Source organism: Desulfoluna sp. CLI2B (assembly GCF_056847375.1).
In genome coordinates, this window is sequence record NZ_CP186557.1 from 4,149,155 (window position 1) to 4,174,644 (window position 25,490).

Here is a 25,490-nt window from a genome sequence, read left to right on the forward strand (position 1 = left end):
TCCGGTTTCGGGGGGCAGGGCTCTGGGCCGTGACCCGCTGGTAAAGAAGCTTCTGATCACGCTTCGGCGATCTTCCCCTTCGGGGACTTCCGCGGCCCCAGGTCGGCCCGCGTATAGACCGACGATGCATAATAGGAATCCATGGAATAGAAAAACTCGGCGATCTCGGCGTGGGACCAGTGGGCCAGAACCATCATGGCCACCTTTTCGTAAGTTACGGCAACCACAAACAGGGGGACGCAAAGCAGGGGCGCCACGGGAAACCGCAGGGTCTCAAGGAGGGCCCGCACCCTGGGGACCCTCGCGTTCAGCAAGGGAAGGATGACAAAGAGCATGCCGGCCATGGCCGCCAGCGCCCGATGGGTGTTGAAAATATGGGAGTACTTGGAGAAAAAAGCCATGTTGTGGACGTTGAGTTCGTTCTGGACATTGATACTGGAGATGCCCTCCGGAACCTCATAATGAAACATCCACTGCCCCCAGCTCTCCTCTTCCCCGGCAATAAACACAAACATCAGCCCGAAGAGAAGGTAGAACACGATACCCTTGAAAGACCTTTCTACCCGGTAGACCTGCCAGGCCCGAACCCAGAACATCAACCCCGAAGCCAGGTAAAGGATCGCCGTCAACAACTCGGTGTAGGCGCTCTCCTTCACCAGGAGGAGATAGAGCTCCATGTCCGTCACCATGATGATGAAAAAAATCGCTGCCAGACATAAAAACAGCAGCGTCCAGACAAAATACGTGCCGGGTTGATTTGACAGGTCCATTGCCTTTTTCTCGGCCGTGCCGACCCCTGCCCTGTTCATGGTCCCTCCTTCCCGTGGTCTTGCCTCAACGCCACGCTCACATGGCGGCGTTGTAAAAACTCACGACATTGTTGAGGTAGGTTTCCTTTACATGCTCGGTGAACGCCCGCTTTCGGGCGGCCTCACCAAGGACGTCCCTCAAGGCCTTGTCCCCCATGAGCTGCGCCAGTTTTTCCGACAGCTCCGCGGTATTTTCAGGCTCAAAAAGCACCCCGTCCACCCCGTCCCGGATCACGGTGGGGATCCCGTCCACATTGGCCCCGATGCGGGGTTTCCCGGCGGCCATGGACTCCACCAGCACCCGTCCCATGGCCTCCGAACGGGAGGGCAGCACAAAGATGGAGCACCCCCGGATATGGGCGGGGACCTCCGAGGTCTCCACCGGGGGGTGGTGGAGGATCTGGGGATGATTGCCCATGCATGCCTTAAGCTCCCGGGGGTCCGGGTACCAGCCGAGGATCTTCAGCCGCCACTGGGGGAACTCCGGGGCCACCCGTTTGAAGGCGTCAATGAGGATATCCACCCCCTTGCGCTTGAAGGGGTACCCCACAAAGAGCACCTCGTGGTTCTCGGTCCCGTTTTCCCCGGCAAACCGGTCGATGGGCACGTAATTGGAAAAGCTGTGGATGACGTCGGTCTTCATCACCGGTTTGAAGGGGTCCACCTGGGTGGGAAACAGGAGCTTAACCCCGTCGGCCCTTTTGAGGACCCAGGCCTCGATCCTGGGGTAAAAGAACTTCTTCAATTTCACGGAGAGGGTATGGGCGTCGTCCATGTACTCGGCAGGGGATGTGTAGACCCCGTTGACCTCCGGGGCGAACTTCGTGTTTAAGATGGCGGCGGTGACAGCGCCCCAGACCCCGGTTTTCAACGGGTCGTAAGTAACCACCAGGTCGTAGCGGTCCCTTTTCACCCGCGAGGCCAGGGCAAAGGCCACGCAGCGCATGAAAAACAGGATGTTGTACATCAGGTACCGGTCGTACCGGATTTTCGTGAGAATCAACCGAAAATGTCCCGCCTTGCGCACCTTGAGCATGGGCCCGTAGCAAGAGCCCAGCACCACCCCTTGAAAATGGGCCGACAGATCCTCATACTTGGACAGTTCCGAAACCTTGCTTAAAGGGCGGGGAACGATAAAGACCAGCTTTTTCCTGTTGCCGTTGCCTTCCATCACACGCTCTCCTCGGTCCATTTTGCTCATGAAATATCCGGGTTAAGGTGGCCCATGAGTTTTTGTGTCAGGGCCTCCCGTGAGAAACAGTCCATGAATTCCTCCACATGATTGTCGGGCAGGGGGCCTTCCGCATACCGGTCCATGGCATCCACAATGGCCCCTTTGATCTCCTCCGATGAGTCCTCGGTGATGACATAGGACGCGGGGCTGTAACGCCGTATGATCTCCTCAGCCTCACCGGACGGGATGGTGGCCAGAAACGGGATGTTCATGGGGATCCCTTCAAAAAGCTTGGTGCTGAGCATCAGCTTCATGATGCGCAGCAGCTGCAAATGGGACCGCTTCATGGCCAGCAGCACCTCGGCGTGGCTCACCCGGCCGTTGACCGTCACCAGGTCCTCCACCCCGTACCGGGCCGCATAGTCGCGAATCGCCCCCTGTTCGGAGCCGTAAAAGAGAAACCGAAAGGTCTCGGGACAGATCCTGTTCTCCTTCTTCAACTGGGCCAGGGCCGAAAAGAAGTTGTCCGCGTACATGTTCAGGGAGGGGTTGAACTTGTAGTAGAACTGCCCGGTATAGATGATGGTGAACCGGTGGAACTTCTCCGGGCGATCCGTCACCAGGTGGGTGGCGTCAAAGCCGTTGTGAACGGTCACCACCTTCTCTTTGAACTGGGGGAACTGGGCCGCATACTCACGCCGGGTCTCGTCGGTGGTGACGATGAGCAGGTCCGTGTGTTTCAAAAACAGCCTCGCAAAAAAGGCATCGATCTTTTCTTTGGTGCGGCTGGCCTTGGAGCCCTCCACCGTCAACCCGAAGGGGTCGCGAAAATCAAGGACCAATCGCCTGCCGGTGAGCCGTCGGCAGGCCACGCCGATGAGGGCGGCGCTGAAAGGGGAGCAGGAGACATAGACGGTATCGATCTTGTGGGCACGGATGAGCTTGACGGCCCGGACAATGGTCAGCGGCACCCCCGCCCCACAGGAACCGGGGATGCAGAGGAACTCGTAGAAATAGTTCCGCGACACCCCCCTGTTGAACAGGGAGAGGACCCTGTCCACCAGGCCGTTGGCCTTGCCCAGAAACTTGATGGGATTGACGATGGACCGGGTGTAGACCGCGGGCACCCCGTCCGGAGGTGCGTCCGTGCCCAGGGAGCAGTAGTGCCTGTCCGGGTTTTTCACGCTCAGGGCATAGGGGCTCCAGCCGTCCTTTTTCAGGTAGGTGGCAAAGGCAACGCTCCGCTTGCACCCCACATCGGTCAAGGGCGGAAAGTAGTAACACACCATCAAAAGGTTTTTAGATGCCACAGGCGCCCTCAAGAACCGACGTGATCCGCTCACCGGCGTGTCCGTCCCACAGCTCCGGCACGGTGCATGGCTTCCAGCGGCCGGACAGGGCCTTCAGGCTTTCGGTTTTGAGCCTTTCGCCGTCGGATCCCACGATAAGGTTGGAGCCCACATCCACGGTGACGGGGCGCTCTGTGTTTTCCCGGATCGTGATGCAGGGAATCTCAAGGGCCGTGGTCTCCTCCTGAAGCCCGCCGCTGTCTGTGATGACCAGGGCCGCATCCTTCCACAGGTAGAGGAAATCGTTGTAGCCCAGGGGCGGCATGCACAACAGGCCCTCTTTCACGGTGCCGCCGTTGATGGGGAGTTCGCTCAGATACCCGTCCAGGCCGAAGCGCGTGATGTTTTTTCGCGACCGGGGGTGGCAGGGAAAGAGCACTGGCACCTCTCCGGCGAGCTCCCCGAGGGCGGCCAGCATGGCCTCAAGCACTTCGGGGTTGTCCACGTTGGAGGGCCGGTGCATGGTCAGACAGATGTAGTTTCCGCGAATGCTCTGCTTCAGGGTCGCCACCTCCCCGGACACCGCCGAGGCCTCGAGCCTGCCCAGCTGATAAAACAGGTTATCAATCATCACGTTGCCCACGAAATGGACCCGGCCGGGGTCGCACCCTGCGGAAACAAGGTTGGCGGTGGCGCCCTTTTCCGTGGTGAAGAAAATATCGGTGATGGCATCGGTGGCCAGCCGGTTGATCTCTTCGGGCATCAGGCGGTCCCCGGAGCGCAGGCCCGCCTCCACATGGATCAGGCTCGCCCCCAGTTTTTTGGCCACAAGGCCAGCTGCAATGGTTGAGTTGACGTCCCCCACCACCATCACGTAATCGGGCCGGTCCGTCAGGCAGATCTCCTCGAACTTCATCATCACCGAAGCGGTTTGAAAGGCATGGGTACCGGACCCCACCTCCAGGTTGTGGTCCGGCCTCCGGATGCCCAGCTCCGCGAAAAAGGAGCCGGACATGTTGTGGTCGTAGTGCTGACCGGTATGGACGATCACAGTCTCAAAGGCCGGGGAGGCGTCCATGGCGCGGACGATGGGCGCAATTTTCATGAAATTGGGACGGGCCCCGGCCACGACAAATATCTTTTTTTTCTTCATCTGTTTCACACCCCGTGAAATCAACGGCCGGGCCACGGCATGGCCCGAGCCTTAAAAGGATTACGGCTTGGTGGCATCATGGCTCATGCGCAGGCGCTTGATGCCCACCGACACCACCCCGGAGACAGACTCCGCCACCTTGTCGAAGACGGCTCGCTCCAGCTTGAAAAGAACCAGCAGATAGGCCACGCCCCCGCCCACAACGTAGAGGGCCAGCTCAGCCCCCAGGGCAACATCAAAGGGCGCCGAGTCCACCCCGTAGCGCAAAGCCGTCACCCCGCACACCATGGCAACAGACGCCACCAAAGACCCCATGATGTTGGCAACATACGTGGAGACCGGGATCCCGATCTTTCGGATGGTCACAAGGACCCAGCCGAGGCAGAGCAGGGGATTGACGGTGAGCCACGGGATGACGATGGCGTTAAGGCCGTAAGGGATGACCAGGTAAAAGGAGATGGGCATGCACACGGCGCAGGCCAGCTGGTAGTAAAGCCCCCACTTGGGTCGCCCCTGGGCAAAGTGCACAAAGCTGTTGTTGGCGTTTAAGGCGATGAAAATCTGGGCGATGCACAGGTACCGGAACACATGGATGATGGGGCTCCACTTCTCCGTGAGCAGCAGGGTGACGATGACGTCCCCGGTGAGAAAGCCCCCTAAGAAGAAAGGAATCACAAGGAGCATGGAGACCTTGGTGATGCTTAAGTAAAACCGGTTGAACTCCTCTTTGTTCCCCTGGAGCTTGGCAAAGGCGGAAAAGGCAACCTGGTTGATAAGAGAAACGATCTTTTCCGTGGGGATCTTCGAGAGCTGAAGGGCCAGGGAGTAGTACCCCAGGGTCCCGCTCTTCCACGCACGCCCGGCAAAGAACTGGTCTGATTTTTCCCAGACATAAAATACAGACCCGCTGAAGGCCTTTGTGAGCCCGAAGAAAACATAGGGCTTGAGCTCCCGGTAGCTGAAGTGCAGCCGGGGGCAATAGCGGGTCTTGGCAAAGACAAAGAAGGTGATGACCGAAAAGGAGATGATCCGCCCCCCCAGAAGGGTCCACGCTCCCCCGCCCCGGGTGGCGATGACCATCATGCCCAGGCACGAGACCACGGTGCCCACCATGGTCATGAACCCCAGGAACTTGAACCCCAGCTCTTTCTTGATGAGGTTCAAGGGGATGATCTGAAGGCCCGACAGGATAAAAATCACGGAAACGGCCTGGGTCAGGGGCACGACCCGGGGCTCCCGAAGGAGATAGGCGGTGAGGTAAGACAGGGGCACGCAGCTTGCCGCCACCAGGCAGCTCACCCCCAGGGCAAACCAGAACACACTGGAAAGGTGCTCGGTGACGATGTCCTGCTTCTGGATGATGGCGGCCCCCAAGCCCAGCTCGTTGAAGATCTCGGCATAGCCCGTCACGATGGTGGCCATGACCATGAGCCCGTAGTCCTCGGGGACCAGGACCCGGGCGATGAAGATCGTCACCGCCCAGGAGAAGAGCTGACTGAAGAGACGGAACAGGGCCAGCCAGGAGACGCCCTTGAACGCTTTTTCAACCACTGTCATGATGGGTCCGTCCCGTTCCGCCCGAGATAGAGGGCCTCATACCGTGCCGCCATGGTCTCGGCGCTGAACCGCTCCCAAAAGACCTGCCGTCCGGCTTCCCGGTACGCGGCCAGCCTGGCTTCGTCTTCCAAAAGGTCCGCAGCCTCGGCGGCCAGGGCCCCAGGGTCTGCAGGGGGCACCAGGGAGCCGTTCTCGCCATGGGTAATCACCGACGGGACGCCCCCCACCCGGGTGGCCAGCAAGGGACACCCGGCGGCCATGGCCTCGGGGATCACCATGGGCAGCCCTTCCCGCAGGGAAGGGAGCACGCACAAATCAAAAAGCCCCAGGAGTTCCGGCACATCCATGCGGGGCCCGATAAAACGGATGCGATCGGTCATGCCAAGGCTCCGGGCCTCCTCCTCCAGAGCTCCCTGCCGGCTGCCCTGCCCGGCCACCACCAGCACGGCCCCGGGAAGACGGGCGGCGATCTCCGGCATGGCCCGGATAAGAAAAATCCCTCCCTTTTCCTCTTCCAGGCGCGCTACAAACCCCAGCACAGGCCCGTCGAAATCCAGGCCCAGTTCACGTGCCTTGGCCCTGCGGTCCACGGGCACGGCGTAGGTCTCCCCGGAGATGCCGTTGACGATGGTTGCCAGCTTGGCAGGGGAAATTTTTTCGTAACGCCTCAGGTTGGACACCGTATGATCCGAAACCCCCACCACCTTGTGGGCAACGTGGGAGACCGCCCATTCGGCTGCCATGTAACGCCATTTGTCCGGAAAGGCACGGGCATGGTCCGTGTGGATCCGTCTCTTCACCCCGGCCATGAGGGCGCCCACCATGCCGTCCACAAAGGGCTGGGTGTTGTGGGTATGGATCACCTCGATCTTTTCGCGCCGCAACAGGCGCCCCACCTTCACAAACGAAAAATAGTCGGTGCCCTCCTTCTGGGGCAGCAGGAAGACGGGGATCCCCATGGCCTCCACCTCCGGGGCAAATTCCCCCAGTTCTCTCAGGCAAAGCACCGAGACCTCGAAGCGCTCTTTGTCAATGTGGCGGCACAAATTCACCACCACCTGCTGAAGGCCCCCGATGGCCAGGTCATGGGTGATCTGCATCAACCGGATTTTTTGGTGGACCCCGTTCATGGTACGGCCTCCCCACCGGACGCCGCGGTACACGGAAGGGCTTTATGAATGCGCCGCCGGTCACCGTCCGTCACATAGGGGTGCACCGGCAGGGTCACCAACCGGCTCGCAACGTCCCGGGCCCCGGGGCAGTGGGTGTCCCCGCAATGGGCTCCCATGGCGGAAAGGCAATCCAGGGATCGCGGGTAGGCGACCATCACGCCCAGACCAAGACGCTCGCTGGCAGACAAAAGCGCCTGCCTCTGCGTCGGCTCCGACACCAGAAGGGGGTACCTCAAAAGGCCCTCGGCAGGGCTCGTGTGCCCTGCGCTCCCGTCACCTTGAAGCGCCTCGGCCCAGGCACCGGTGTGTCGGCGCCGCGCTGATGTCGCCTCTTCCAGCCGCTGTTGCCAGCCACGGGCCAGCCCTGCCTGAAAGCCGGACATGCGTTTTAAGGAAAAATCGGTATCAAAATGGGTCTCCCCGAGTCTCAAAAACGGAAGGGCCTTGGGAATCCAGAAGAACCTGGGGTCCATGAGCAGAGCAAGGGCCGCAGCCTGCACCCCAAGGTTCACGATATCAAGGGCCGAGTACCCGTCAAAAGACGAAAGCTCATCATTAAGGGCTGCGGCAAGGTCCCCGTTGTCGGTGAGGACCACGCCCCCCTCCACGGTGGAGAGGGCCTTGCCCCGCCCCAAACTGAAAAAACCCACGTCACCCAAGGTGCCCAGGGGCTTGCCCCGAAGCCGTCCCCCCAGGGCCTGGGCCGCGTCTTCGACGACCGTCACCGGGGTCCCGGCCGTGAGCTTTCGAACCTCCGGCACGTCCGAGGCCACCCCGAAGAGATGGGTCGGCATCACGGCCAGAATGTCATCGCCCCGCTCGGCAAGGAGCCGGGAGAGGCGCGTAAAATCAAAATCCAGGGTTGCCGGGTCGATGTCGCAGAGGCACACCGTAAGCCCTGCCCGCTTCACCGCCGAAGGGACGGAGTAGCAGGTGTAGGCAGGGATCACCACCTCCCGGCGGGACGGGTTGAGCCGCTGCAGGGCCTTGAGGATAAGGTAGAGGCAGGCCTTGCCCGACGAGACGAGAATCACGTGAGACGCTCCGTGGTGCGCTTTGAGCTCGTCTTCAAAGCGCCGGAGTTCGGTCTTCCCGCGCATCAGGCCCTTGAGGCCGTTCAGCACGCTTTTCAAGGGCACGGGGGCGGCAGCGGGCGGCAGTGTACGTCCCAGTCTCACAGGCTGATCTGCCCCCTCACCATGGGCCCGATGACCCGGGTCACGGGAACAGGCAGCTTTTTCCAGAAGGCCATGGCCTTGCCGAACCGATCCCGCTCTCCGGCGGGGCCTTCGGATCGGGGCTGTACTCCGGGGGTAAACCTGTACCAGTACAAGGGGTGGGGCTCCGGCCCCCACTGTTTTTTAAACCGGTAGGTCCCCTCCCCCGGGGTGGACCGTCCGAAGTCAAATGAGGTGTGCCCCGCATCGCAGGCGAACTCCAGCATGCGCCAGTACAACAGCATGTTGGGGCTCATCTTGTTGAACCGCCTCCGGGTGGAGGCCCAGGGGTTCTGGAGGGCCTTTCCAAAGGAGCAGACCATGGCAGCGGACACAGGCTCCCCCTCTTTTTCCACCAGGATGATGTTGGCCTTGCCGGAAAAGCGTTCCATCACCCGATAAAAAAGCTTTTTGGAGTGCACCGGGGACCCTAAGTCCCGCATGTTCTCGGCAAACACCGTATAAAAAGGGGCCACCAGCTCGTCCCCTCCCACCCGCGCCGAGAGCCCGTCCCGGGTTCCCCGGGAGATCTGATTCCTGAGCTTGGACTTAAACGAACTCCACAGCTCCTCGGACGAAGCCGGAAGGGAGAGAACCATGCGCGCCTTGTCCCGGGCCACGGTGAGGGTATACACCCCTGCCCCCATGTCCAGGGTCTCCTTTCCGTCAAAGGACTCTAAGGTTCCGGCCTGCCTCACCTCCACACAGCGCGACCCGGTTTCACGACCGATCTCAAGGGCCCGAGTCACAAGGGCCTGCTCGATCTCCGGGGTATCGGCCACCACCCCGGCCATGTCCACGTAAGGCATGGAGACGAGCTTGTGCCCAAAAATCCGGGACCGCATGGCCACCAGGGGAAGCACCCCCACCACCTCGTCGGCGCCGTGGCGCCTCTCCAAGGCCGTTAGGCGAATATCCCGATGGCCGTAAATCTCCCTGACCAGCGCCCCCCATTGGGCCATGGCGTAAAGCGAACCGCTGCCGTGGGCGAACAGGTAGGCGTTCCAGGCCTCCTCCGTGACGGTACGATCCGTCTCTGTGTTCACGATGTGCATGGGGTCCCCTTTAGCCTTCGGTCGAATCGTTGGCGACCTTGTCAAGGTGCTCGGAGCAGGTTGAAAAGACAAACCCGTCGAGGCGCTTCAGGAGGTAGGTGAGTTTGGCGAGGCAGTGGCCCAGGTTGAGGTAATGACGAAACTTGAACATGGGCGACGCCTGACGGACGCGGGGCTGGTGCGGGTCGATCTCCCAGGGATGAAGGTAAAAGTGAAACACCCCGTCCCGGGCGGCTTCAGCCTTGACCCCCCTTACGTACAGCCCCTTGGGAATCAGGCGGAAAAAGCCCCCGCCTCCCCAGGGCACCGTGCGTCCGGCCACGGACAGGTTGCTCACCGGCAGCTCGTAGAGGCCGTTGGCAAGTCGGGCCACCCCCCGGTCCGGGGGGGGCATGTCGTCAAAGCTGCCGTAACGGGCGTTGCCCCCATAGGAGTTGTAGCTTGCATCATAACGGTATCCGCACTCGGCCAGGAGCCGTATCAGGCGCGGCTCGATGGAAAAACTCGGGGCCCTGTAACCAGCCACAGGTTTTCCCAGGATATCCTCCAGGCACTGACGGCTTGCCACCAGGTCTTCGGTGAGCTCATCGTCGTCACAGGTGGGCACCAGCTGATGGTTGTACCCGTGGGATGCCACCTCGTGGCCACGGGCGTCCATCTCGCGGATAAGCTCCGGGCACCGGGCCGCCACCCAGCCGAGAACAAAAAAGGTTATCTTCACGGGCTGGCTGCCCCCCAGGGCCTCCAGGCTGTCCATGAGCCGCAGAGTGTTGTCCACCACGCGAAGCTCCCGGCTGCCCCAGGAGTCAAAGGGGATCCAGGGCTTGAAGTTCTCCACCTGGAACCAGTCTTCCACGTCCACGGTCAGCAGGAACACCGGGGGCTCCTGCCCCACGGCATCCTGTGCCAGACCGCCGTATTCCTGCTCATCCGCCCTTGCCAGCGGTTCGGCCCTGTGCATGGTCCGTCACCTCGCGCCCTCATCTGCTCGGACACCGATGCCCCTTTGTCCCCGACACATCACAACGTGAAGAGGTTCAAGGTCATCAGCACCCTGTTTTCCTTGTACTCAAAGGTATTGTCCTCGGACTCACGTGCGCGGAAGGTATAATCCAGGCGCACGACGGCCCGACGCATCAGCTGGTATTCGATGCCGCCCCCCACAATCAGGGAAAGATCCTTGCGGTCATCCTGATTGGGGCGGTTGTCCTCGTAGGCGTCCCCCCGCAACTCGCCCAGTGCGCTGCACCGCCAGTCCTGGGTGAGGCTGTAAAGGCCCGTGGCCCTTGCAAGGGCATAGGTATTGAACCCGGGGTTTTCCGACTCCAGAAACTCCTCTTCGTACCCGCTGGTAAAGGTCAGCACCACCTCGCCCCGGCGCCACCCGTGGGTGGCCACCACATTGGCCACCAGAGAGGGGTAGATCTCGGTGTCGGCATCATCCTGGTCGTAGACCAGAAAACCGGCCCCGACATCGTACTGAAGATTTTTCTTCTCCCCTGCGATGCCCACCAGGGGGTTCAAGGTGTTGTAGTTTGCCCTGGCGTCCCCGGAGGTGGTGGAAAACCCCAGCCGGGCAAACAGACGCCGTTGCCGGTCGATCCCGCGCTCAGCCCCCACCACGCCGTTGAAGACGTCATAGGTGGTGTCGTCGTCGTACTCGCCGGTGGCGTAGCCCACATCAAAGGTGGCAAAATCCAGGTCCTGAATCCGGTGCCGACCATTGATTCGCCCCTCATACTCCCTGCCGTCCTGGGAGAGGCTCTCCTCATCGTAGTCCAGGTCCTCCCCGCTCACGACAAAGCCCAGGCTCTCGTCCCTGCCGGTAAGCCAGGTGCCGGTGAGACTCGAAAAGAAGTTGGTGTAAGGCAGACGGGAGGATCGCTGAAGTGGACCAGTACAGGTTCTCCTCTTCGCTTCGGACAAACCGGGTGTCCAGCACCAGATTGACGTTGCGGGAGACGTTCCCGGACAGCACCAGGTCCGCATTGTGCCCGGTGAAATCCAGGTCCGTGTTTTCGTCGTACCAGGTAAAGCGAGGCTGGTATCTCAGTTCCGTCAAAAGGCGCTGCCACTGTTTTGTGGCCTCGATCCAGGGCGCGACGCGGTAGATGATATCGTCGGTCTCGTCCCCTTCGTCCAGGAACAGGTTGTCGTTGTATTCCACCTGGGTTTCCAACCCGAGGCGCACATCGGCCCGTACGGGATCCGTTGCCACGCCTCCGCCCAGGGCGACGACCAGAAACACCAGCGCGGGGACCACCCATTTGCGGCTGTCTGTTGCCGTCCTGCGCGCCCTCATCATCAAGGCACCATGATGGTGTCATCGGCCAGGAGCACGATGTTTCCCTTCAAATCCTTTCCCGAGAGAATATCGTGATAGTTGATGCGGATCCTGGTGTCCCCCTGATCGTTTCGCCTCAGCACGAAGATATCTTTTTTGTTGGCCCACTCGGTGAACCCGCCTGCAATGGCAAAGGCCTGGAGCACGGTAAGCTCCTTGGCCAGGGGGTATTCACCGGCCTGGACCACCTCTCCCAGGATATAAAATCGCTGGCTTCGGGCTTCCCTTAAGATCACCGTGACCACCGGGTTGTCGATATACCTGCGCAGCGCGCTCTCCAAATTGGCCTTGAGCTGCCGGGTGGTCCTGCCCGCGGCGGTGACGTCGCTCACCAGGGGCAGGGTGATCTTGCCGTCCAGGCGAATCACCGTGTTTTCAAGGGAGAAATCGGGTTCTTTCCACACCAGCACGTCGATGACGTCCCCAAAGCCCAGGGTGTAGCTCTCCGGGCTCTTGGCCTTCTTTGTCTCGGCCAGAGCCCCTCCGATACCCGTGCCACATGTCACCATCAGACAGACCGCCAGAATGACCGCCATACGCGATTGATTAGACATAGCTCCGCCCCTCGGGTTACAGAACCCTCTTCAAACGTTGATTTTTTGTTGACAAAAAGCCGCGAAGTAGAAAGCCAAAACGCCTGCTAAAAGGGGGATAAGCCCACCTTCAATATCGGCGATTCAACCATATCGCCAAACGGTGGAAGACCCGGTCAACGCGCCCCCACACCGAAAAGCACCGTCCTGATCGTGCGAAAAATAATGACGATATCCATGAACAGGTTCATGTTCTTGATGTAAAAAAGGTCGTAGTTGAGCTTTTCCATGGCGTCCTCCACGGAATCGCCGTACTCGTAGCGAACCTGGGCCCACCCGGTCACCCCGGGGCGCACGGTGAAACGCTCCCCGTAGTAGGGAATCTCGGCCTCCAGCTGCTCGACAAAATGGGCCCTCTCCGGCCGCGGCCCCACCAGGCTCATGTCCCCTTTCAGGACATTGAACAGCTGGGGAAGCTCATCCACGCGCCATTTCCGGATAAAAAGCCCCACCCGGGTCACCCGGGAATCGTTTTTCAGCGCCCACACCGGGCCGGACTCCTTTTCTGCGTTCTCCACCATGGACCGAAGCTTGTAGAGCTTGTAAGGCTTGTGCCCCTGCCCCAGCCGTTCCTGGGCAAACAGGAGCGGCCCCCTTGAGTCCAGCTTGATAAAGACGGCGGCCACCAGCATCACAGGGGAGAAGAGGACCAGCAGGGTCAGCGAAACCACGATGTCCTCCAGACGCTTGAGCATGCTGCGCAGGCGCCCTTTCCTGAACCCGTCTGAAAAGATGAGCCACCCCGGGTTGATGGAGGAGACCAGAAATTTCCCGGTGAGCATTTCGTAGAAGGTGTTGCCGTCCATGACATCGATGCCGTTCATGCGGCACAAAAGAAGCTCATCCACGGGCAGGCTGCCCCGCTTCTCTTTTAACGCCACCACGATGCGCTCCACCTCAAACTCTTCGGCGGTCGTCGCCAGCTTCTCGTAGGAGTGATGGTGCGGTGTACTCAAGGTGTCGAGCCCGTCCACGTGCTTTTCGGTAACCAGAACCTCCACGCTGTACCCGCAGTCGATCTCGCGTTCGATCTCCCGGCAGATATCCACGGCAAAGTCGCCGTCCCCCACCACCATGATCTTCTGGCTGAACATGCCCGTCTTCAAAATGAAGACATAGACAAACCGCCAGGTCGACAGCACCATGACCACCACGGGCACGTAGACGAGAAAGAACTCCGTGGCCAGCCTGGCCCGGCTGAAACCGATGTAGATCAAAGCCAGCAGGATCAGGGCCATGCCCAGGGCTTGAAACAGCTTGACGGCCAGGTCCAGGTAGCCACTGATATCCCTGAGGCTGTAGACATTGTTGCAATAGAGGCAGAAGACACACACCAGGATGATGCATACCGCCTTCAGGTGAAGGCCCGAGTGGTCACTCCAGGGACTCCCACCGGAGACGATGAACCAGGTAAGCAGCAGGCACACATAGAGCAGCAGGCTCTCCAGAAGGACCAGAAAGATATTTCTAATCGTGTAATACCGTTCAAATAGATTGATCATGGAAATACCCGAGCCCCGTCTGATTCGGTTAAGACTTGCTCCCGTTGCCGCGCCCTTTTCGGTAGGCGTAGTACTCGCTATAGCCTCGGTCCCGCCCGAAGGGGACATCGTGTCGGTTGAGGACGATGCCGATCACCTTGGTGCGGTCCACCTTTTCCAGCATCTCCCCCACCACCTTTTTGGAGGTCTTGTCGTTTCGAACCACCACCACGATCCCATCCACGTGTCGGGACAGGGCCACGGTTTCAGGGGCGAACAAAGGAGGCGGAGAGTCGATGATGACGTAGTGGTCCGCATACCTCATCTTCAGGTCATCAATGAGGTGGTGCATGGACGCAGAGGAAATAAGCTCCGAGGGGTTCTCAACGGTCTTTCCGGCAGGAATAACCGAGAGCTTTTCGAGGTGCGTGGGATGGATCACCTCGTCCAGCCCGCAGCGGTTGTTCAGGAAGGCATCCAGGCCCGGAGCTTCACCGGGCAAGGAAAAAATATCCGCCACCACGGGCTGCCTCAAGTCGCTGTCGATGACCATCACTTGATTGTCCAGGCTCCCGGCGATGGCCGCCGCCACATTGGCGGCCACAAAGGACTTCCCCTCGGCGGGCATGGCGCTGGTCACAAGGATCACGCGGCGCGCCTTGCCGTCTTCCGGGAACATGATCGTCGTCTTGATGGAGCGGAACTGCTCCGAGCTGTAGCTCCACGGATCCGACAGGACCACCAGCGGATGCCCGGCGATGCCTAAGGGTGGCGCCTCCGGGGTCCCCTCATCCGGGGTCGCCAGGCCCTCAGTGGCCCCCGGCACGGGTGCCTCAGTCGTGGTCGTGGAGACCTCGGGTTTATCGCTGCGTTCCAGCCCCCTTTTCTCAAGTGCTTTGGAAAAATGCCCCATCATGTCACCCCTTGATAAAGATGAGTCCCAAAAGGGTCCCCAGCAGGCACACCGTCGTCAGGCCGCCCACTGCGGGAATGAATCGTTTCACGAAAAACCGCTTGATCCCCGACCCTTCATGGATGGTCGGGATATTGGCGATCACGGGAAGCGAGGTGTACATCTCCACGGAACCGGTTCCCCGGAAGGTCTGCATGGTCACCTCCAGCAACGCCACGATGCCGCAGCCCAGGCCCAGGCCCCCCACCAGAATGAAGAGAATGAGCTTTTTCATGTCCGGAACCATGGGTTTTTCCGGCACACGGGCCGGATCGATGATGCGGAACTGGCCCCCTTTCTGTTGCTTTTCCATGTTCACGGCGATCTGGGATTCGATCTGGCGGTTCAAAAGGGAGTGGTAGGCGCTGCGGATATTATCGTAATCCCGCTGCAGGGAGATCAGCTCCTGCTCCCGTTTGGGGGTGTCCTCCACGCGCTTTTTGTAAAGCCGGATCTGGGCCATCAGATCGTTCCGTTCCTTTTCATTGGCCCGGACCTCGGCCAAAAGCGCGGCCCTCTGCTGCTCAAAGGCCGTCAAGGGCCTGGTCTGCGGCCTTTGGGCCACGGCCCCCTCGTCTGGCTCCGCCTCAAGCTGCTCTATGGCCGACTTCACCTGCAGGACATCCGGGTGGTACTCGGTGTAGCGCTTCAACCGGAAGTTCAACTCCTCCCGAAGGCGGGCCAGCTCCTGCTCCTTGGTCAGGGAGCGCACCGGCACCTCATCCAGGGTCGGGTCCACGGGCTGGTTGGCCCGCTGCAGGAAAATGTCCAGGCGGTCCTTGGACATCCTCACCTCGGCACGTACTTCGGTGAGGCGCTCATTCAGGGAGTCCAGAATGCTCAGGTTGCTCTCCAGCTGCTCGGGAAGCCCGCCCATGTAACGTTCCCGGTACTCCTTGAGCTTGGCCTCCGTTTCAACGAGCTTCACCCGCATGGTCTTGAGTTCGGTCTCCAGAAAGGAGTTGGTCCCCAGGACCAGGCTCTCCCGGAGCTTGAGGTTCTCCTCGATGATGTTGGCGGCCAGGGCATCGGTGATCTGGGTCACCCGCACCGGATCCGTCCCCCGATAGGAGACCGTAAAGGAGTCTGCGGTGCGGTTGCGTCCTCGGGTCAACTCCACGGAGATGCGCTTCCGCAACACGGCCACCTTGTCCTCCATGAACATCTCCTGTTGGGAGTCGCCTGAAAACAGATTGAACTCCCTGATGATTTTTTCCAGGTTGGTCCGGCTCTGGATGCGCTGGGCAAGGGTGGTGATTCGGATGTTGGTCTCTTCGGAGACAATGGTCCGGACCACGTCCGGAGAAAGGTTCCGGGGCTGGACAAGGATCACGGTTTGGGCTTCGTAGAAATTCTGCAGGGTCAACACACGGTAAATGCCGAAGCTCAGGGAAAGGGCCAGGGTGATCAGCACGATCCAGTACCACTTTGAGACCATTCCGATGTAGAACTCCATGTCGTTCTTATCGCGTCGGATACCTTTCATATATCCTCCAGCAGTCGTTGGGCGGCTCCAGATCACAGGGGCCGTTCCGGTGAGCGACGAGGTCCGTTTGTTTGTTTGTCTTGTCGATGAAAAATAATGGATAAGGGGACAGCAGACCGTACGTATCGGTAGACAACTCTCCCACAGGCGTGGGAAAGGACAGGTGGGTCCTGCGTGAGCCCTGGCGCACTGGGCAGCCGACGCGAGGCCGGACACCTTTTTTGCAAGCTTCCCGCAATGCCGCGGAACGGCACGGAGCAGACTCATGGAAGAGACAAGTGGAAACGATGAAACAACCGGATAGGAGGAGAATTCAGGTCAAACCAGGCAGGGAAATTTGAGCTTGATATGGGATTTATAATAATCTATTATTTATCAAGATTCAACACTATTCATGATCTGAAAAATGACGACACGGCATGATTTTTCATGCACATGCGTTTACCATCGGCGCCTGTGAAATGATGCGCGCCGCAGGAGATCGGTATTCCTTATAGGCGGCCTTGCCGATGCATCCGTTGACAACAAAAAAGCCGCCTGGAATCGCCTCGCGACCCATGGATACGGGTGGACATCCTGTCACCCTTCCCTGGCCCAGCAAGGCACCGCCGGTATTAGGGACATTGATCTCACGATGTGTTGCTCGCTTTCCCGACCCGCGCCCCGCTCGGACGTCACCGAGCCTCCATGTCCCGCCGGTTCACCCCGAGGCATGGCCCGCGCCTGTCGGCCCCTCACCCGATGCTCCACGCCTTATCTCCCCTTCCCCGATACTGCCACGTTAACGCACCCGGACACAGCAAAGAGGGCAACGCCATGGACACTCCCCTTGTGGGCTCCAGCCCCAGTATCCAGAAAATCCGGGAAATCATCCGCCTGGTCTCCCAGGACACCTCGCTGAACGTGGTCATCACCGGTGAGACCGGTGTTGGCAAGGAGGTGGTGGCCCGGGTGCTCTACGAGCTCTCTCCACGGCGCAAAAAAGAGTTCGTCAAGGTCAACTGCGCAGCCATCCCGGACACCCTCCTGGAAAGCGAGCTCTTCGGAGTAGAGCAGGGAGCCTTTACCGGGGCCCACCGCAAGCGAAAGGGAAAATTCGAGCTGGCGGACGGGGGCGTTCTCTTCCTGGACGAGATCGGGGACATGAGCTTTCCCCTCCAGGCCAAGCTCCTGCACGTTCTCCAGAGCGGGGAGTACAGCCGCCTGGGCTCGGAGACCAACATCACCTCCAACACCTGGGTGGTCTCCGCCACCAACCACGACCTCAAGCAGAGGATCCTGGAGAAAAAATTCCGGGAGGACCTTTACTACCGCCTCAACATGATCCAGATCAACATCCCCCCCTTGCGGGAGCGGCCCGAAGACATCCCCGAGCTCATCACCCACTACACCCGCCACTATCAGGACAAGTATCCGGACCGGGTCATCGCCCCCTTGAGCACCCACACCTACGGCAGGCTCTGCGACTTCTCCTGGCCCGGCAACGTACGACAGCTCGTGAGCGTGTTGCAGCGCATCCTCCTCATCGGCTGCGACGACGAGACCCTCTCGGAGATCCTCCACGAACACCCCGCCCCCACCACCCCGGACGCCACCCCGGCCAACGGAAACGGCCTGGTGGAAAAACTCCGCGCCATGGCCGCCGACTCCCCCGAGGCCATGGAGACCTTCTCCCTCAAAGCCATCCGAAAAAACGCCACCGACCTCGTGGAAAAAGAGGTCATTGCCAAGGTCCTGGACCGCACCAACTGGAACCGGACCCACGCCTCCAAGATCCTCAAGATCAGCTACAAAACCCTGCTCACCAAAATCGACCGGCTCAACATCAGTGAGCCCAATTGAGGGCTATGCCTTAAAATGATGATCCCGTCCTGTGTAATTTAATCGTGGCATGCCCCTAAAGTTGACGATGTTGCCGGTTGAGCACGAGACCACCCTGCCTTAGTGCTCCCCTCACAAACCCGAAACCGAAGCACCCCAAAGGATAACATCTCAGTTTAACTTGAACATACTCCCCAGAAGCGCTATTACTCACATACTACATCACCAAGCAGTAAAATCCGCAAAACGTCTACAACCCAGACAAAATACGCCAATAGTCTCATCAGACGAAGAATAAATATGCCATGGAAAGCTGACGTTGTATCAAGCGTGGATAGGTGCAAAACACATAACGCAGCAGTGTGAGGAATTTCAAACTCTCAACATGTCAAAGGAAACGCAGCTGACATTTCGTGCTCAACTCTTCCCAAGCTCAAAAAGCTATGTAAAAGGTTATGGTCAGCCAATAAAATTGGTGGCCTTGGCCTTTACTCTACCTTTGTCCACGTTGATACGGGTTCGCATCGGACGTGGTCACGATAGTTATTCGATTTTTCGTCGTCGACTGCGCATTAAACCATACTTATTCTACAGTGCTTTAATCACCTGTATCCAGCATGATAAGGAGAGGATTATGTTCACGAAAAGGCTATCCAATACGTTGCGGGTTATCTCGATCCAGATCCTGTCGTCTCTTTGTATGGCACTATTTATTGGTCAATTTTGCACTACAGCTTATGCAGGAAAAGTCTATCCGGAACATGAACTTATTACGTTAGCAAAGAACAACAACTGGCAGCAACTACCTTTATCTGACATGGATGAAAGCACCATAGACACCATCCTTTCGGAACTTTCAGCCCCCGCAGCCCAAATCAGCAGCATACGTGATGCCCTTGAAAAGGGATATGCCCCCTTGTTGAAAGACACCTCACAGTCCGCATCGTTTCATTTACATGAAAAGAAATACAAATATTCGGACTGGGAGTCCCGGACCATCGGTTTCCCAAACTGGACGACTCGGTTAGAAGGAGCGATCCTTTTACAGCAGGCAAGGGAATTGAAATACCAGATCATAATCATGACACTGCTTGACGACGAAAAGCTCAAACCAGAAATATCAAAAAAAGAAGTACGCCTGGCCAAAACCCTCAGCGAACTGTCGGAATACACCCAGCCCGGAAAATGGAGCTCGCGGAAGAGATTACGCCGATGGGCACGGCACCACCTTTGCCCATCCTACGAGTTGAAGGCGTATCCATTGGCGAGGGTCTTCGCCTGACAAAATGAGGTGCTCACGGTTCTCCTTTGATGTTAATGTTTCTATAAGAATTGTTTTCGTTTTTAGAATCGGCTATTTCTTATTTGCAACGCCATCAGGCTGAAGTTCAAGAGATCATAGCCAATGTAAATGAAGGTGTTTCGGCTCTTAATAAAGAGGCTTCAGTCGACATCACAACAACCAAAGAGGTCGGGAACGGTAACCTTGGCATGTTGCTGGCGAGAAAGTAGGCCCATACTGCCGTAACGAATGAAGGACACCCCATGGACGACATATTCAACACGCTTGATCTCATGAAAGAGACCCTTGATGCCTACAGGCCTCTGCCCGATGAGGTCATGAAAAATCTGCATGAGGATCTTGTCCTTCGCTGGACTTACAACTCCAATGCCATTGAAGGCAACACACTGAGCTTAAAGGAGACGAAGGTGGCTTTGGAGGGGATCACGGTGGGTGGAAAAACCATTCGTGAGCACTTTGAGGCGATCAACCACCGGGATGCCATCTTCTTTGTGGAAGAGCTGGTTCAGAAAAATGAGCCTCTTTCTCAGTGGCAGATCAAGTCCATTCATCAACTGATTCTAAAGCAGATCGATGACCCCCATGCAGGGGTGTACAGAAAAAATAACGTCATCATTTCCGGGGCTGACCATACGCCACCCGATGCGCTTCAGGTAGAAGGCGCCATGACCGAGTTGATCAGTAGATACGGTTGGGGCCCCGGTTGCATCCCGTGGAGCGGGCCGCGCGGGTACATGCCGATTTTGTGAAAATTCACCCTTTCATGGATGGCAATGGAAGGACATCAAGGCTGTTGATGAACCTGGAGCTGATGAAGAGTGGCTTTCCGCCCGTGGTGCTTCCGGTGGAGAGACGCCTGGAGTATTACGAAACCCTTGATACCGCGCACACAAAAGAGGATTACACGCCTTTTCTAAAACTCATAGCGGCCGTTGTGGAGGAAGGATTCAAACCGTACTGGCACGTGTTGGGTGTTGTGATGTGAATCGATCGCTATGAACTGAAGTCGTCCCCACGCATCTCGATAAATACATACCATCCCGCAACGAAATGAGATACCCACGGCCTACGCCTACCCTTTGGACCAAGGCCCCCTGCCGATCATCGGTCGATATCTTTTCCCACCAGGCTCGGTTGCTCCCGTGCCCGATGGGTACCGAGAGAAAAACGGGGGTTGCAGAAAACAGCAAAGCGCACCCATTGCCCTCGACCATGCAAAGCATGGTTTCCACGGCCATCGAAATGAATAACACACTAATTTATCAGAGAAAAATATTGACAGGCTAAAAAGATGAAATTATGGTGAGCGGTAATAACTAGTTATTGATTGATCCAACCATCTCAATGGTGCGACCCGACAGGATGCTGCAACATCCTGCCAGGCCTGACCAAAACAACCTTACACGGAGGTCGTCATGGCTAAGCGATTTTTTACACCACCCCCACCCCCATTTCAAGCCGTATTTTCCTTATCACACGGTCCCGGAAAACCCCTTCACAGACACGATTGCTGTGCCCAATGGCCAAGGCAGGCGCGCGTTTCTGATTAACGGTCGGGAAAACGCCCCTTCGGATTTCTGCGCGTTCTCGAACAGCCCCGGCAGTTGTGGTGTTGCGTCCGTTTCCTCTTCCTGATCTCACCTGAGGCGCGTTTTCCCGTTCCCGATGTCACAGGCGGACCTGTGCTCTTTTTGAGCATGGGCCGCCGCAAAAAAAATGCCTCGTTTGATTCTAAGATGAGGGGAAGCGGTGTTGGGATACGCTGTGTGTCGGGCAGTGATCGCTGCGTCCATATTCAGCGGCCCGACGGTCCCGGGAATGGTGCACGGAATCACCCCTACGGGGTGAGAGCCGTGCGCCGGTGGCTGGACGCGATTATTACATAACGGTAGCACCGCCACTACTCACTACTCACTACTCACCATTCACCGCTCACCATCCACCATTCAAAAAGGAGTCCATCATGACCCTGCCCGATACCCAACCCACCCCTGAAATGTTCTCAGGGGTTGAAATTGCGGAACTGTGCGACGCCATCAAGGATGTTCATCGCCTGCTGACCTCGTAGGCAGTTTTCCATGAACTCAGAACAGACAACCCAAGCGGCAACGGCCTTCAGGTCGATTTTAAAAAGTGGGGACTCCGAACCATTGCCGAAGATCTTTTGACGCGGCAGTACGCCAAAATCGATCGCATGGTGGCTATTTACAAGGAGGAGCATGAAAAAATGAAAGGAATAGCGGGGTGAAGGGTTCAAAGAAAAAACGCTCTTTGACCCCTTGTCCACAACGCATTACCATGCCCGGATTATTTATCTTCGGGCAGGCATATCACTGATGTTGCTACGGTTCCATGGTCTTCACCACGGAAAACCCTCCCTCGGTGACCTGGATGATCTGGGCGCTTTTGACGGGGTCGCCGCTGCCTTTGAACTGCATGGTCCCGGTGACGCCGGAGTAATTTCGGACGCCTGCCAGACCATGGCGAAGGGATTCGGAGTCCACGCGGCCCTGCTCTGCGATGACTTTGAAAATCAGGCCAAGGGCGTCGTAAATATGGGCGGCGTTGTCGTTGGGATCTTCTTTGTACCGCTCGCGGTAGGCAGCCACGAAGGCTTTATTTTGGGGACTGTCCAGATCCAGGGCGTAGTCGGTGCTGAAAAAGCCCCCTTCCAGGGCGGCGCGGTCCTTTCCGGTCTCGATGCCCCACCAGTCGTCACCGCCGAGAAGGGGCATGCCGATACCGGCCTCACGTGCCAGGCGGGCCTGACGGGGCACCTCGTTGCCGAAATTGGGCAGAAACAGGATCTGGGCGCCGCTGGTGCGGATGGCTTCGAACTGGCGGGTCCAGTCCGACTCACCGGAGACATAGGGCTCAAAGGCCACCACCTGCCCCCCCTTGGCCTCGAACTCGGACTTGAACAGACCGGCCAGGCTGCTGTTGTCATCGCTGGTCACCTCGTACAGGACAGCGGCTTGCCTGGCACCCAGGTCATGAAAGGCAAACCGGGCGAGGACCTCGGCCTGGAAGGTATCGCTGAAGATGGTCCGAAAACTGAACAGCCTGCCCCGGGTCACCGCAGGGTGGGTGGCCATGGAGGTCACAAAGGGAATGCGGCGACTCTCGGCAAGGGCGGCAACGGGGATGGCCACCTGGCTTCTGGGGGCTCCCACCAGGGCGTCCACGTTGTACCGGGCAATGAGCTTGCGGGCCACGTTCAAGGCGAGCTGGGGGTTGCCCTGACTGTCGGCAAAGGTGAGGGTGACCTTAAGCTTTCGCCCGTCTATCATGAGGCCGCCCTGATCGTTGAGCCGGGCAACGGCAAGCATGGCCCCGTTCACGTAAGATTTTCCCCATCTGGCGTCCGAATCCCCGGTAAGGGGGGCAATGACGCCGATGCGTATCTCAGGCGGAGGCGAAGGGGAGGAGCAGCCCGACAACCCGCCAGAGACGAGAGTCACCACCAATGCGGACCAGAGCAGGGATATAAAATAGTTTACATTCAACATGGTCTTTCCCTTCATAACATTGCCGTTGCCGCGCCCGGAAAAGGAGCGTGCAGTCCCCTGATACCTGCCGAGCCCAATCCCCCCATGGCGGTGCCGCTTACGGGGCCAGGGTGGAGAGATAGGTTTTGAGATTGGTCTTCTTGTTGTTAAGCCCCAGCTTCTTGCGGATGTTGTGCCGAAAATTGGCCACCGTACTGATGGACAGATTCAGGTGTTCGGCAATCTCCTTGCTCCCCTTGTCCTGCCGGATCAGGTCCGCCACCTTGATCTCCGTGGGTGTCAGATCCATGTATTTCGAGGAGATGCTGTTGCGGATCGGGACCACCAGCTCATTGAGGTTTGTCTCGATAATCGTCAGCGTGGTCCTGTGCTCCTCCTCCCGGACGGTTCTTCTCATCTGATCAAGGTAGGGAGCCACGTATTTTTTCAGGTTGGCGGCCATGTTGTCCTCAATGGCCCGTTTTTCAAGATCCCTGTGATCCAGCATGGCCTTGAGGGCCTGGTTCACCTCTTCGAGGTGCCGGGATTTCTCCTGCAGCTCCGCCGTGCGCCGGGCCACCTCCTGCTCCATCTGATCATGTTTTTCCTGGAGCATGGCCTCCACGCGCTGGCGTTCAACGATCTCGTGGTGGAGGAGCCTGATCTTATCGTTAAGCTGCCGTTTCAGACGGAACACCCCCAGGTGCGTCCGAACCCGCGCCAGGACCTCTTCAAGCTGAAACGGCTTGGTGATGTAGTCGGCGCAGCCCAGGCCAAAGCCCTTGACCTTGTCCTCGGCGTCATCCAGGGCGCTGATGAAAATCACGGGGACCTCCGCGGTTCGCCCGTCTGCCTTCAACCGGCGGCACACCTCGTACCCGTCCATGCCCGACATCTTGATGTCAAGGAGGATCAGGTCCGGCAGGGATCGCTCCACCGCTCCCAGGGCCAGAGAGCCCTTGGCCGCGGCGTGCACCTTGTAACCGGCCTCGGTGAGCAGCTTCACAAGAATCCTCAAGTTCTCGGGATTGTCGTCCACCACAAGGATGTTTCCTTCGGCGTGGTTCCAGTGCCCCGACGTCATGTGGTCCATCTCCATTTGGGTCTCTCCGCATGCACGTGCCCCCGGCGATGCTGCCGGGGGCCAAACGTTTGAAAAGTTGGTCAAACAGGGTTTGAAAAAGTATCGACGGGCTCAACACGGCTGAGACCGCCCCACCGTGCATTACCCATTGATCAACGCAAGAATGTCATCGTACCGAAAACCATCGGCCAGTTCGGCCAGGGACTCTGCCACGGAGGTATCGATTTCTCTGACCTCCTCGATAATCGTTGCCACGCTGCCCACATCACAGGCCGTTGCCGCATCCGAGAGCCTGGTGATCAGCACCTCGGGCAACACGCCCAAATCTGCGGCCGCCACAGGCCGGGGCGCCTCGTCCCCGGAACCTGCCCCATCGGCCCCTTGGGCGCCTGTTTCATACAGGTATCGCACCCCCAGGTACCTCTCCATGGCCCCAAAAATATCGTCTTCCCGAAAGGGCTTGCCCACAAAATCATCGCAACCCGCTGCCAGGGCATCGCCCCTCTGCTCGTCAAAGGAGCTGGCGGTTAAAGCGATGACCTTGGCAGCCAGCCCCTCAGGGCTTGCCTTGATCCGCCGGGTGGCTTCGTATCCGTCCATCTCAGGCATCTTCAGGTCCATCCAGACCAGGTGGGGGTGCCATTGGTGAAACAGGTCGACCCCCTCCCGTCCGTTGCTTGCCTCCCGAACGTCAAAGCCCACGGAGGTAAGCAATTTTGTCAGCAGGGTGCGGCTCTCGGGGTTGTTTTCCACAATGAGGACCCGAAAGGCCTGCTGGTCGGGCTGAAGCCCCGTTACCCGCCGGGAAGGGCTCTTGACCTTGACCTCTTCCATATCCGCGGGGTCGAACCGGACATCGAACCGAAAAAGCGATCCTCCGTCATCCAGGCCCTGGGCGGCAATCTGGCCCCCCATGAGGTCCACATACTGTTTGCTGATGGCAAGGCCCAGGCCCGTTCCCTCCCGTTCCGTCTCACCATCCCCGGCCTGGGAAAAGGCGTCGAAAATGATGCCGGCCTCCCCTGAATCAATGCCCACGCCGGTGTCTTCCACCTCAAAAAAGAGACGCGACGCTTCAGAGGCCTCCGTGCCGCGCCGGACCCGCAAGGTCACGCCGCCTTCATCGGTGAACTTCACGGCATTGCCCAGCAGGTTGACCAGGACCTGGCGAAGCTTGGTCTCGTCGCACCTTATATAGCGGGGCAGGTCAACGGAGGTCTCCACCGTCAGGGCAAGGCCCTTGTCCTCGGCCCTGCTGCGCATCATCGATTCGATGCCCTCCAGGGCCAGGTGCAGGTCGAAGCTATGCTGCTTCAGGGTGGTCCGCCCCGCCTCGATCTTTGACATCTCCAGGATATCGTTGATGAGGGCCAGCAGGTGCTCCCCGCTCCGGGTGATTGTCTTAAGGGACGCCTGCTGGTCCGAGGTGGTGCGCTCGTCCCGGTTCAACAGATGCGAAAACCCCAGGATGATATTCAACGGGGTCCGCAACTCGTGGTCCATCCTCGCCAG

General features: G+C 58.7%; 22 protein-coding genes. 4 read left to right on the forward strand and 18 right to left on the reverse strand.

Translation table 11 applies throughout. The features are described from left to right. Nucleotides 1–56: 56 nt before the first annotated feature. The 15 genes from ACOYW2_RS19380 to ACOYW2_RS19450 form a co-directional block, all read right to left on the reverse strand. Nucleotides 57–809 carry a hypothetical protein gene (locus ACOYW2_RS19380; protein ID WP_482767631.1) on the reverse strand — a complete coding sequence of 251 codons (753 nt, stop codon included), beginning with the start codon at nucleotides 807–809 and terminating at the stop codon, nucleotides 57–59. 37 nt (nucleotides 810–846) lie between these two features. Next, a complete protein-coding gene (locus tag ACOYW2_RS19385; RefSeq protein WP_482417672.1) occupies nucleotides 847–2,010 on the reverse strand; it encodes a glycosyltransferase family 4 protein in 1,164 nt (387 codons plus the stop codon). Next, entirely contained in the window at nucleotides 2,007–3,293 is a 1,287-nt protein-coding gene (locus ACOYW2_RS19390; protein ID WP_482767632.1) for a glycosyltransferase, read from the reverse strand. Before ACOYW2_RS19390 ends, ACOYW2_RS19385 begins: the two co-directional genes overlap by 4 nt. Then, a complete protein-coding gene (gene wecB / locus ACOYW2_RS19395) occupies nucleotides 3,283–4,425 on the reverse strand; it encodes a non-hydrolyzing UDP-N-acetylglucosamine 2-epimerase (RefSeq protein WP_482419604.1) in 1,143 nt (380 codons plus the stop codon). The genes ACOYW2_RS19390 and wecB overlap by 11 nt, the downstream gene beginning before the upstream one ends. 60 nt (nucleotides 4,426–4,485) lie before the next feature. Next, nucleotides 4,486–5,982 carry a lipopolysaccharide biosynthesis protein gene (locus tag ACOYW2_RS19400; RefSeq protein WP_482419605.1) on the reverse strand — a complete coding sequence of 499 codons (1,497 nt, stop codon included), beginning with the start codon at nucleotides 5,980–5,982 and terminating at the stop codon, nucleotides 4,486–4,488. Then, entirely contained in the window at nucleotides 5,979–7,112 is a 1,134-nt protein-coding gene (locus tag ACOYW2_RS19405; RefSeq protein WP_482767634.1) for a glycosyltransferase, read from the reverse strand. The genes ACOYW2_RS19400 and ACOYW2_RS19405 overlap by 4 nt, the downstream gene beginning before the upstream one ends. Then, nucleotides 7,109–8,332: a DegT/DnrJ/EryC1/StrS family aminotransferase gene (locus ACOYW2_RS19410; protein ID WP_482767635.1), complete on the reverse strand. Its 1,224-nt coding sequence runs from the start codon at nucleotides 8,330–8,332 to the stop codon at nucleotides 7,109–7,111. Before ACOYW2_RS19410 ends, ACOYW2_RS19405 begins: the two co-directional genes overlap by 4 nt. Further along, nucleotides 8,329–9,426 (reverse strand): FemAB family XrtA/PEP-CTERM system-associated protein, encoded by a 1,098-nt coding sequence (locus ACOYW2_RS19415; protein WP_482767636.1) that lies wholly within the window; start codon nucleotides 9,424–9,426, stop codon nucleotides 8,329–8,331. Before ACOYW2_RS19415 ends, ACOYW2_RS19410 begins: the two co-directional genes overlap by 4 nt. A 10-nt stretch (nucleotides 9,427–9,436) precedes the next feature. Next, nucleotides 9,437–10,387 carry a DUF3473 domain-containing protein gene (locus ACOYW2_RS19420; protein WP_482767637.1) on the reverse strand — a complete coding sequence of 317 codons (951 nt, stop codon included), beginning with the start codon at nucleotides 10,385–10,387 and terminating at the stop codon, nucleotides 9,437–9,439. A 59-nt stretch (nucleotides 10,388–10,446) separates the two neighbouring features. Further along, on the reverse strand, nucleotides 10,447–11,223 hold the full coding sequence (locus ACOYW2_RS19425; RefSeq protein ID WP_482419609.1) for a hypothetical protein: 777 nt from the start codon (nucleotides 11,221–11,223) through the stop codon (nucleotides 10,447–10,449). Continuing rightward, entirely contained in the window at nucleotides 11,195–11,731 is a 537-nt protein-coding gene (locus tag ACOYW2_RS19430) for an outer membrane beta-barrel protein (RefSeq protein ID WP_482767638.1), read from the reverse strand. The genes ACOYW2_RS19425 and ACOYW2_RS19430 overlap by 29 nt, the downstream gene beginning before the upstream one ends. Further along, complete coding sequence (locus ACOYW2_RS19435; protein ID WP_482419611.1) at nucleotides 11,731–12,279, reverse strand: polysaccharide biosynthesis/export family protein; 549 nt, start codon at nucleotides 12,277–12,279, stop codon at nucleotides 11,731–11,733. The genes ACOYW2_RS19430 and ACOYW2_RS19435 overlap by 1 nt, the downstream gene beginning before the upstream one ends. A gap of 200 nt (nucleotides 12,280–12,479) precedes the next feature. After that, the gene (locus ACOYW2_RS19440; protein WP_482417682.1) at nucleotides 12,480–13,865 is read right to left on the reverse strand and encodes a TIGR03013 family XrtA/PEP-CTERM system glycosyltransferase; all 1,386 of its coding nucleotides are present in this window, start codon (nucleotides 13,863–13,865) and stop codon (nucleotides 12,480–12,482) included. A 28-nt stretch (nucleotides 13,866–13,893) separates the two neighbouring features. Further along, on the reverse strand, nucleotides 13,894–14,760 hold the full coding sequence (locus ACOYW2_RS19445) for a polysaccharide biosynthesis tyrosine autokinase (RefSeq protein ID WP_482767639.1): 867 nt from the start codon (nucleotides 14,758–14,760) through the stop codon (nucleotides 13,894–13,896). A 1-nt stretch (nucleotide 14,761) separates the two neighbouring features. Continuing rightward, nucleotides 14,762–16,282, reverse strand: a complete 1,521-nt coding sequence (locus ACOYW2_RS19450) for a GumC family protein (RefSeq protein WP_482419612.1) — start codon at nucleotides 16,280–16,282, stop codon at nucleotides 14,762–14,764. Between the two features lie 816 nt (nucleotides 16,283–17,098). Here ACOYW2_RS19450 and ACOYW2_RS19455 point away from each other — a divergent pair. The 4 genes from ACOYW2_RS19455 (at nucleotide 17,099) to ACOYW2_RS19470 (ending at nucleotide 20,391) form a co-directional block, all read left to right on the forward strand. Next, on the forward strand, nucleotides 17,099–18,124 hold the full coding sequence (locus ACOYW2_RS19455) for a sigma-54 interaction domain-containing protein (RefSeq protein WP_180139892.1): 1,026 nt from the start codon (nucleotides 17,099–17,101) through the stop codon (nucleotides 18,122–18,124). 387 nt (nucleotides 18,125–18,511) lie between these two features. Further along, the gene (locus tag ACOYW2_RS19460; protein WP_482771060.1) at nucleotides 18,512–18,646 is read left to right on the forward strand and encodes a hypothetical protein; all 135 of its coding nucleotides are present in this window, start codon (nucleotides 18,512–18,514) and stop codon (nucleotides 18,644–18,646) included. A 1,002-nt stretch (nucleotides 18,647–19,648) separates the two neighbouring features. After that, the gene (locus ACOYW2_RS19465; protein ID WP_482767640.1) at nucleotides 19,649–20,155 is read left to right on the forward strand and encodes a Fic family protein; all 507 of its coding nucleotides are present in this window, start codon (nucleotides 19,649–19,651) and stop codon (nucleotides 20,153–20,155) included. 47 nt (nucleotides 20,156–20,202) lie between these two features. Next, nucleotides 20,203–20,391 (forward strand): hypothetical protein, encoded by a 189-nt coding sequence (locus ACOYW2_RS19470; RefSeq protein ID WP_482771110.1) that lies wholly within the window; start codon nucleotides 20,203–20,205, stop codon nucleotides 20,389–20,391. 1,357 nt (nucleotides 20,392–21,748) lie between these two features. On the opposite strand, the gene ACOYW2_RS19475 is transcribed toward ACOYW2_RS19470, so the two are convergent. The 3 genes from ACOYW2_RS19475 to ACOYW2_RS19485 form a co-directional block, all read right to left on the reverse strand. Next, nucleotides 21,749–22,915 (reverse strand): ABC transporter substrate-binding protein, encoded by a 1,167-nt coding sequence (locus ACOYW2_RS19475; RefSeq protein WP_482767641.1) that lies wholly within the window; start codon nucleotides 22,913–22,915, stop codon nucleotides 21,749–21,751. Between the two features lie 97 nt (nucleotides 22,916–23,012). Beyond that, a complete protein-coding gene (locus ACOYW2_RS19480; RefSeq protein ID WP_482417688.1) occupies nucleotides 23,013–23,993 on the reverse strand; it encodes a response regulator in 981 nt (326 codons plus the stop codon). Between the two features lie 126 nt (nucleotides 23,994–24,119). Then, nucleotides 24,120–25,481 carry a response regulator gene (locus tag ACOYW2_RS19485; RefSeq protein ID WP_482767642.1) on the reverse strand — a complete coding sequence of 454 codons (1,362 nt, stop codon included), beginning with the start codon at nucleotides 25,479–25,481 and terminating at the stop codon, nucleotides 24,120–24,122. Nucleotides 25,482–25,490 lie beyond the last annotated feature (9 nt).